Raw genomic sequence first — 6,876 nt, forward strand, 5'->3', positions numbered from 1 at the left:
ACCAATAACATCACCACAAGCGCTTATACAGCACCTTTCAGGTTTAAACATTTTCCTCTGCCTCAAGATTGACCACTTGAGCGACGACGCATCTTTCTCTGTATTCCCTTACTTAAATCCCAGCAAAGAGGCAATCTTTTCTGTCAACACCCTTTGTTAAGTCTCAATACTGCCCGTGAAAATCTAAAGAAAGCGCAAGAGGCTTCTTGAGTATATACAATTTACTATCATAATACCAATAACATCACCACAAGCGCTTATACAGCACCTTTCAGGTTTAAACATTTTCCTCTGCCTCAAGATTGACCACTCGGCGACGGCGCGGTTTTCTCTGTATCCCCTCACCTAATCCAGGCAAGGAAGAATCCTCTTTTGTTGCTGTTGATGCATCTCCATTGCTAGAGCTTTCTGCTGTTGTAAGTGAAAGCTCAAGAGATGATTCATCTTGAGTCCGTACAGTACGTCGACGGGGAGAACGACGTGTTTTTTTGACGGGTTCAACATTTTTCTCAGAAAGACTGTGCTCTTGATCTGTTTTTTCATCCGATAGAGCCTCTAAAGCGTTTCCACGTGCATCCCCATTTTGCGCTTTATCATATTGGCCATTGCCATTTTTTTGCGACGACATTTGTAATACATCTGTATCACCCTCAACAGTATCCTTTTTTTCACCGTCAAGATTTATTTCACCGCATTCTTGCCCATTGTTTTCATCACGATTTTCGTTTTCATCACCACGATTTTCATCACGCCGAACCGATTGAGACATTTGCCCAGCTGCTGCTAAAATAATACGCAAATAGTGCTCGGCATGTTGTAAATAATTTTCCGACATAACACGATCGCCTGCACCTTGTGCATCACGCGCAAGGCTTATGTATTTATCAGCAATTTGCTGAGCATTCCCGCGAATTTTAACATCCGGACCGCTACTTTCATAATTGCGAGACAACGGATTAGGACCGCGACGATTATTATTGTTATTACCATTATTGTTATTATTGCGACCGCGTACCCGTCTATTTTGTTGTGGCCTCATCTTTATCCCTTTTTGGAGTGTTTGTCTTATTGTGTGTCTTAATTGACGCTTCCTCATTACATTATCTTTTGATAATGCTGATCATTTTTAACATACGATTATCAAGCTATCCGCGTTTATTTCACTCAAACGAACCCTACTGATATTGATAAAAGCATATATTTTCTTGAAAATCACAAAACAGCAGGGAAATCGTAAATCAAAAATTCCCTTTTTCTCTGTCAAACAGCAGAAATCTAATGATGTTCACGTAAAATGCCAAGTGTTTTTTTTAAAATAAACCATATTTCACTAAAAAAATAATTATCTTGTGGAAAACAAAAAGGAAAACACACACACAACATACCTGACAAAGAAAAAATTCCTGCCAGAGAATATTAGAAGCTTCCTTTTTTGCTCTAAAACCACAGCTCTTAAAAACGCCGATATTCTCTACCCCTCGTGCATTTAAACCACAAGCACTTCCATCCCAACGAGTCACTGCGCGAACCTCTTTATTTTATAAATATAGCCTCTCTTCATCGCTAAAGCAACCCCTTGCGAGCGATAATCCACGATCGCTTCACAAAACCTCTTGATTTTTATAGATAGATTAACACGAAGTATTATTCAAGCCCTATAATCACCAAGAGATCAATCTTCTTTTCCAAATAAGCTAACGATACTATCAATTTCTATTTTAACCCATAGAGTTTTTAAGTTAATCACAGTTTTTATTTATAACAAATTGAGCTTAAAAATAAAATATTTAAATACAAAAAAATATTAAATTATGAAAAACCCGACCAATATATCAAACTTTTTTTAAAAAATCAGTTTCTTCTCAACAAAATACCCTCCTCAAAGCCTATCAATAAGAATGGCCTAACGCATTTCCTCACTTATCTTTTCTGATAAAGTATTTTCTGATAAAGAAAACTAGAATTATAAAACAAGCACATTTGTAAACCCAGCACAGCGTTTTACGCATGAAGAAGCCTTGAATGTTTATAAAAGGAAGTTTTTTTACTCATTTTAGTCATGTCTATTGACTTACCCCCTCAAAGAACGAAGATTCTCGAGTCACACTGGTCTGTCAACAATGAAAATTCTTATAAAATTCGTACAGTGAATTGGTTTATAATGATAATTCATATTTGTTGTGTTGAGTAAGAAAACTTAATACCGTAGGATTTTTCATTTTCTATCTGTTTTCTGTTGAATCAATCTCTTTTCTTGCATGTTACACGTGGGAAAACCTGCGTGGAGTAAAAACAATAAAAAAGACTTGAAGTACCTCTTATGAACCGTCTCTAAGGCTAAAGGGCTGTCGAGAGACACCATTGGGAGCAAGCAAAGTGTGAGATAGTACCGGCTTACTCTTTTTTAAATCATAAAGATGAACATGCTCTATAAATTTTATACATTTTATGAGGATTATACCATTCACTAAAATCATTATGAAATGGATTTCCCACACTCGTTATTTCCCTTTAAAAAGCGCAACAAATCCTCCTGAAACTCTACCACGCCCTCCCCTTAAACATTTCAAGACGGCATCCATACCTTATGTCGCCACACCTTAAATAAGAAGTGCGATATAACAAGATAAATAAATCAGGTTGCTATTGGTCTTGAGGCAGATAGTCATTTAAGAGGCTTTTATTTTTTTATAAAAATTCGCTTCCTTTTAACTTTCCGTATAAAAACTTAAAAGTAATTGCGCCTTTTGCCTGTTTTATTTTCTTTTTCATTGAGAAAACAGTCTCGTAAGAGAAAATAATTTCCATCCCCAGGACGGACCATCGTCAAACATTGTTTTTTAGCACTATCAGAAAGCTTATCCCACATTTCACGAATAGCAAAATAGGCCTCACTTTCCAAATTAAGACAATGCTGATAAACTTCTCTTTTCATATCGGGCATAACGGAAGCAGAAATTTCCTTGCAATATACGCGCAGATCAAAAACAGGAATAACCAATTCAACGGGTGCTTGTTGTGTTACTTTTTTATGAGAAGAAAAATAACTAACCACCTTAGCAACAACAAAACACAAAAACACTATACAAAAAAGTATTATGCAAACAAAAGCAATCTTGCGATATAATCTTTTGAAATAAGCCTTTTGTCTTGCTCGGATTCTTTTTTCCATAAAGATTGTACCCTTTAATATCCCAAGAGAAGCTTTTACAGCAAAAAATGATAGAAGTATTTGTGTACACAATACAGGTTATAGCAACAAACGATCAAGACTCTTATGTCAAAAGCCCCTCTTTTTTTATCGTATAATTCTTATCGTATAAAATTCTTGTAAAATACTTTTCTCATACCCTTTATGAAAAAATAGGGCTGATGATTTTCTCTCACCACCTTTAAAGACGAAGATTCTTCATCCATGCGGATCTATAAACAATTCGTCTTCTTTAAGACATGTCATATTGATTTATAAAGAGTATTTATTGTTTTGCATGTTGAATGAGAGACCCGAACACCATAGGATTCTCTCATTTCAAACCTGTTTATGTTAAATCAACCAAAACCATGTTGCTTACAAGTTACAAGCGTAGCTAGCATGTGGATTAAAAACTGTATAAGAAAGGCATATGCCTCTTATGAAGCGTCTCACGAACCAAGGCTGTCGTAATATTGGGAGCGAGCAAATACAATGATGGTGCGGGCTTGCCTCTACATAAGCGTAAAGATGGGAGTGCTCAATGGATTTACCGTTATTCACCACACAAACACTTCATATATAAAATCTTACACGCCTTCTATCACCGCACTCTCAAAAGGCAGCACGACAACAAGATAAGAAATTATTGATGTAAAACTCCAAACAAAGAAAAGAACGGACTTTCTAATCGAGATCAACAAATACTGTTAAATCAACGCTTCCATTTTTGATGATGTCACACCTATGCTTTATAGCACCCCTATCACACTTCATAATACCGAAAAATTTTCTCTGCCCTACGCACTATGCGCATCAGAACCAATCAAATAAAACAGAAATGCGCTATCTCCCTACTTTTTTGTTTTTGATTAAATAGCAAGATATAGCTGTAATTCTTTAAAGAGCTTCATACCATAGATTCATTTTATACATAATATCATCAACAGAATGTTTGTATGTGCTGCAGGAAGAATCCCCAGAACGCTCCATATGACCACTGGATGAAGAGCTGTTACAGGATTCTACAAGAAATGCCAGTGACATTGGAGATAACGCATCCTCGCTATCAGAATAATAAGCTGATAAAAAAGTGTAATCTTGTGAAGGAAGTGTCCCCGAATTTACTTGTGATGGAGCGGCAACAAAAAGAGAATTAAAGGTTCTAGGACCAATGACAATATCACCATTCGCTTGCTGCATAATACTTCTTGCAGAGTATATATGATTTGTATTGATTGCCCCCAGCGAAGCCCATTCATCCTGCCATAAATATGCATAATAAAGATCCATAACTTGTTCATGTTGAACAACGTTGTCAGCAGACATGGCTGTATCAAAGAGTGAGTTAGGAACATAATAAAAATTTATATCTGGAATAATTTCATATAGCCAGTACGTTTCATCAGGATTATTAGCAATCTGTTGCCGCGCCATTCTGTAAACTGCATCCATATTTGCAGTTGTAGACACAAATGCTGAAGTCTGTTGAGCAATAGAGTGCCCAGTTACATGATGTATGATATCCTGATCATCCCCCCAAGGGGCAAAACCTCCTCCAAAGAATATAACAGATGGAGAGCGATCATCTATACGGAAAACCATATGGGGAGGATCAATAGCATATGACAGATTTACATCTGAAAAGAAAAAAAATAAAACTGTCACTAAAAATACTGAGAATGCTCTTTGAAACATTTTTATACCTTTGATATACACTCCATATTTTATACCTGTAACCTCTTGAAGCGTTACAGATATAAAAAGGGAGAAAAACCCCTATTGATCTTATTTTAAAGTGATGGCTAAAACCCTTTTTGCTGGCACATGACCCGCTTCAAAAATAACCATTACTTTTCTGTTCAAAATGACTGCGGTTTTTGCCAAATCCAAAATACTTTTTCCAACAATGTTATCACAGCCCCAAATACCTTTTTGAATGTCTGAAGTAGGGCTGATACCGTATCTGAGCTCTAGGCGACATTGTGCTCCTGCGCTAACGACTTGAACCGAATTGAGATAACCGTTTTGTTCATAAACTCCAGCATGAGAAACACCTGTTGTTAATGCTATCATCACCAAAACAATGGATATTTTTTTCAAAAAACTTTTCATAATTTACCTCTTTTAAATTTATTGCAACGGACATGAAATGCATCCCCATGCAATCTAATGGATATTTTTAGCCTCCTCGCCTCCTTAAAGACGAGAATTTTGACCAGCTTTAGCCCGTGATAAGGCTGCCTCATCTCAGTCTATTCTGACCCCTACCCCGCTGTTGCACGATTTATTTTACAGGCTCTACAGCAAAGCCTTCCCTTATTGGTGCCGCGTGAATGATGACTTATTCACACAACAAAACATCGCATGCACAAGCTCTATCATTGGCAATACTACCACTGAAAATGTCTGCCATTGTTAATGTACGTGCATTCTACGGATTCAAAATGTGTCTATGATTTATTGCCTATCGCAAGCGGCATACTGTCAACAAAGACAATTAAGACAAGTATTTACAGCCTCACTACGCTTAAAATCTTTCTAACACCAAACGCTAGAATGAAATTGCCATCTAAGCTCAAACGACGATTGATGCAAAATTACTCAGTTTAAAATAGAAAAAACTGTAGTTGAATATCTTAAGATAGATCCTCAATACCGATCACTCATGAATTCTGTAAAACATGAACGATTATACTCTGAGTAAAAACTGTAAATCAGAAAACTGCTAGGGTTAAAATAACCTTAGTGTAGAAGATTGACCATTTTCCAAGCATCACTTATTTAAGTCACAACGAATACAGATAATACGCTTAATTATCACGCACTCTCAGCCCTCGAATAACATTGATTGGATAGTTACTTCTGTAACAAATATCAACGAATTGCGATGTACTGTAAGCTCTATAGGCCAGCTCAACAATCTCAGGACTTTGAATATGAAATGTTCTTCCTGTAATTTGTGACATTTCTGGCTCTTCTGTAGGCCTCGTTTCCAAAACAGAGAGAATATTTACCCCTTGCAAATTTTTATATGGAATGACAGAAATATTATTGATGATTTGTGATCGAACCATTGTTCCGCCGATATCTGAACAATCATCTGAAATAGTCCTCAAACGTGCAGAAGCTGGTCCAGTAAGACACAAAGCTAAAAATATTAAAATCAATTTTTTCATTATAGAATACCTCTTTTTCATTTTTGGTTGATCAAAAAAATAAATGCTCTATGGACAGGAAAATAACTATCCTGTTCACAACTATCTATCTCACTGCTTTAAAGGAGCTAAATCCCATAGAGACACAAATCGAGATGGTTAATCACCCATCGTTTTACTTTTATCCGCTTCTTCAGCGTCTTGTTTGTGTTTCACATCTTCAAGATCTTTGATAATCGTTTTCAATTGTTGTTCTAAAATATCCAAACGCTGTGTAAGTTGGAGAATATTTTGAGTCTGTATTTTATCAAAACATTGGAGATCTTGACGTGTTTGCTTCAACAGAGCATTCAAAGGAGCATGTCCCATTCTTCCGCTAGCATAAAGAACCACACGAATACATTCCGGATCATCAATATCAGCAATAGAAAATGGAAAAAGTGCCATTATATCCCCCTTTTTGATAAGCTAAACGCGTATTAAGGCATTTGCATCTCTTTTTTCGTTGTACGGCTCTTGCATTTCTCA

The 6,876-nt window shown here is 36.4% G+C and carries 6 protein-coding genes; all 6 read right to left on the reverse strand.

Features of this window, described 5'->3' with window-relative positions:
- Nucleotides 1-277: 277 nt before the first annotated feature.
- Complete coding sequence (locus ACFILL_RS06190; RefSeq protein ID WP_375637714.1) at nt 278-1,039, reverse strand: DUF4167 domain-containing protein; 762 nt, start codon at nt 1,037-1,039, stop codon at nt 278-280.
- Nucleotides 1,040-2,728: 1,689 nt separating this feature from the next.
- Nucleotides 2,729-3,172 (reverse strand): hypothetical protein, encoded by a 444-nt coding sequence (locus ACFILL_RS06195; protein WP_273791315.1) that lies wholly within the window; start codon nt 3,170-3,172, stop codon nt 2,729-2,731.
- Nucleotides 3,173-4,090: 918 nt separating this feature from the next.
- A complete protein-coding gene (locus ACFILL_RS06200) occupies nt 4,091-4,888 on the reverse strand; it encodes a hypothetical protein (protein ID WP_375631408.1) in 798 nt (265 codons plus the stop codon).
- Between the two features lie 90 nt (nt 4,889-4,978).
- Nucleotides 4,979-5,305, reverse strand: coding sequence for a hypothetical protein (locus ACFILL_RS06205; protein WP_273791313.1), 327 nt, complete (start codon nt 5,303-5,305; stop codon nt 4,979-4,981).
- Between the two features lie 698 nt (nt 5,306-6,003).
- Nucleotides 6,004-6,369: a hypothetical protein gene (locus ACFILL_RS06210; protein WP_273791312.1), complete on the reverse strand. Its 366-nt coding sequence runs from the start codon at nt 6,367-6,369 to the stop codon at nt 6,004-6,006.
- 138 nt (nt 6,370-6,507) lie between these two features.
- Nucleotides 6,508-6,795, reverse strand: a complete 288-nt coding sequence (locus tag ACFILL_RS06215) for a hypothetical protein (protein WP_273791311.1) — start codon at nt 6,793-6,795, stop codon at nt 6,508-6,510.
- Between the last annotated feature and the right edge of the window lie 81 nt (nt 6,796-6,876).

The organism is Bartonella sp. AP20NXHL (assembly GCF_042196165.1).
GTDB lineage: Bacteria > Pseudomonadota > Alphaproteobacteria > Rhizobiales > Rhizobiaceae > Bartonella.

Excerpts from the sequence above, each read along its gene's own strand:
- ACFILL_RS06190 (WP_375637714.1), bottom strand. The coding sequence starts at position 1,039 with ATGAGGCCACAACAAAATAGACGGGTACGCGGTCGCAATAATAACAAT.
- ACFILL_RS06195 (WP_273791315.1), bottom strand. The coding sequence starts at position 3,172 with ATGGAAAAAAGAATCCGAGCAAGACAAAAGGCTTATTTCAAAAGATTA.
- ACFILL_RS06200 (WP_375631408.1), bottom strand. The coding sequence starts at position 4,888 with ATGTTTCAAAGAGCATTCTCAGTATTTTTAGTGACAGTTTTATTTTTT.
- ACFILL_RS06205 (WP_273791313.1), bottom strand. The coding sequence starts at position 5,305 with ATGAAAAGTTTTTTGAAAAAAATATCCATTGTTTTGGTGATGATAGCA.
- ACFILL_RS06210 (WP_273791312.1), bottom strand. The coding sequence starts at position 6,369 with ATGAAAAAATTGATTTTAATATTTTTAGCTTTGTGTCTTACTGGACCA.
- ACFILL_RS06215 (WP_273791311.1), bottom strand. The coding sequence starts at position 6,795 with ATGGCACTTTTTCCATTTTCTATTGCTGATATTGATGATCCGGAATGT.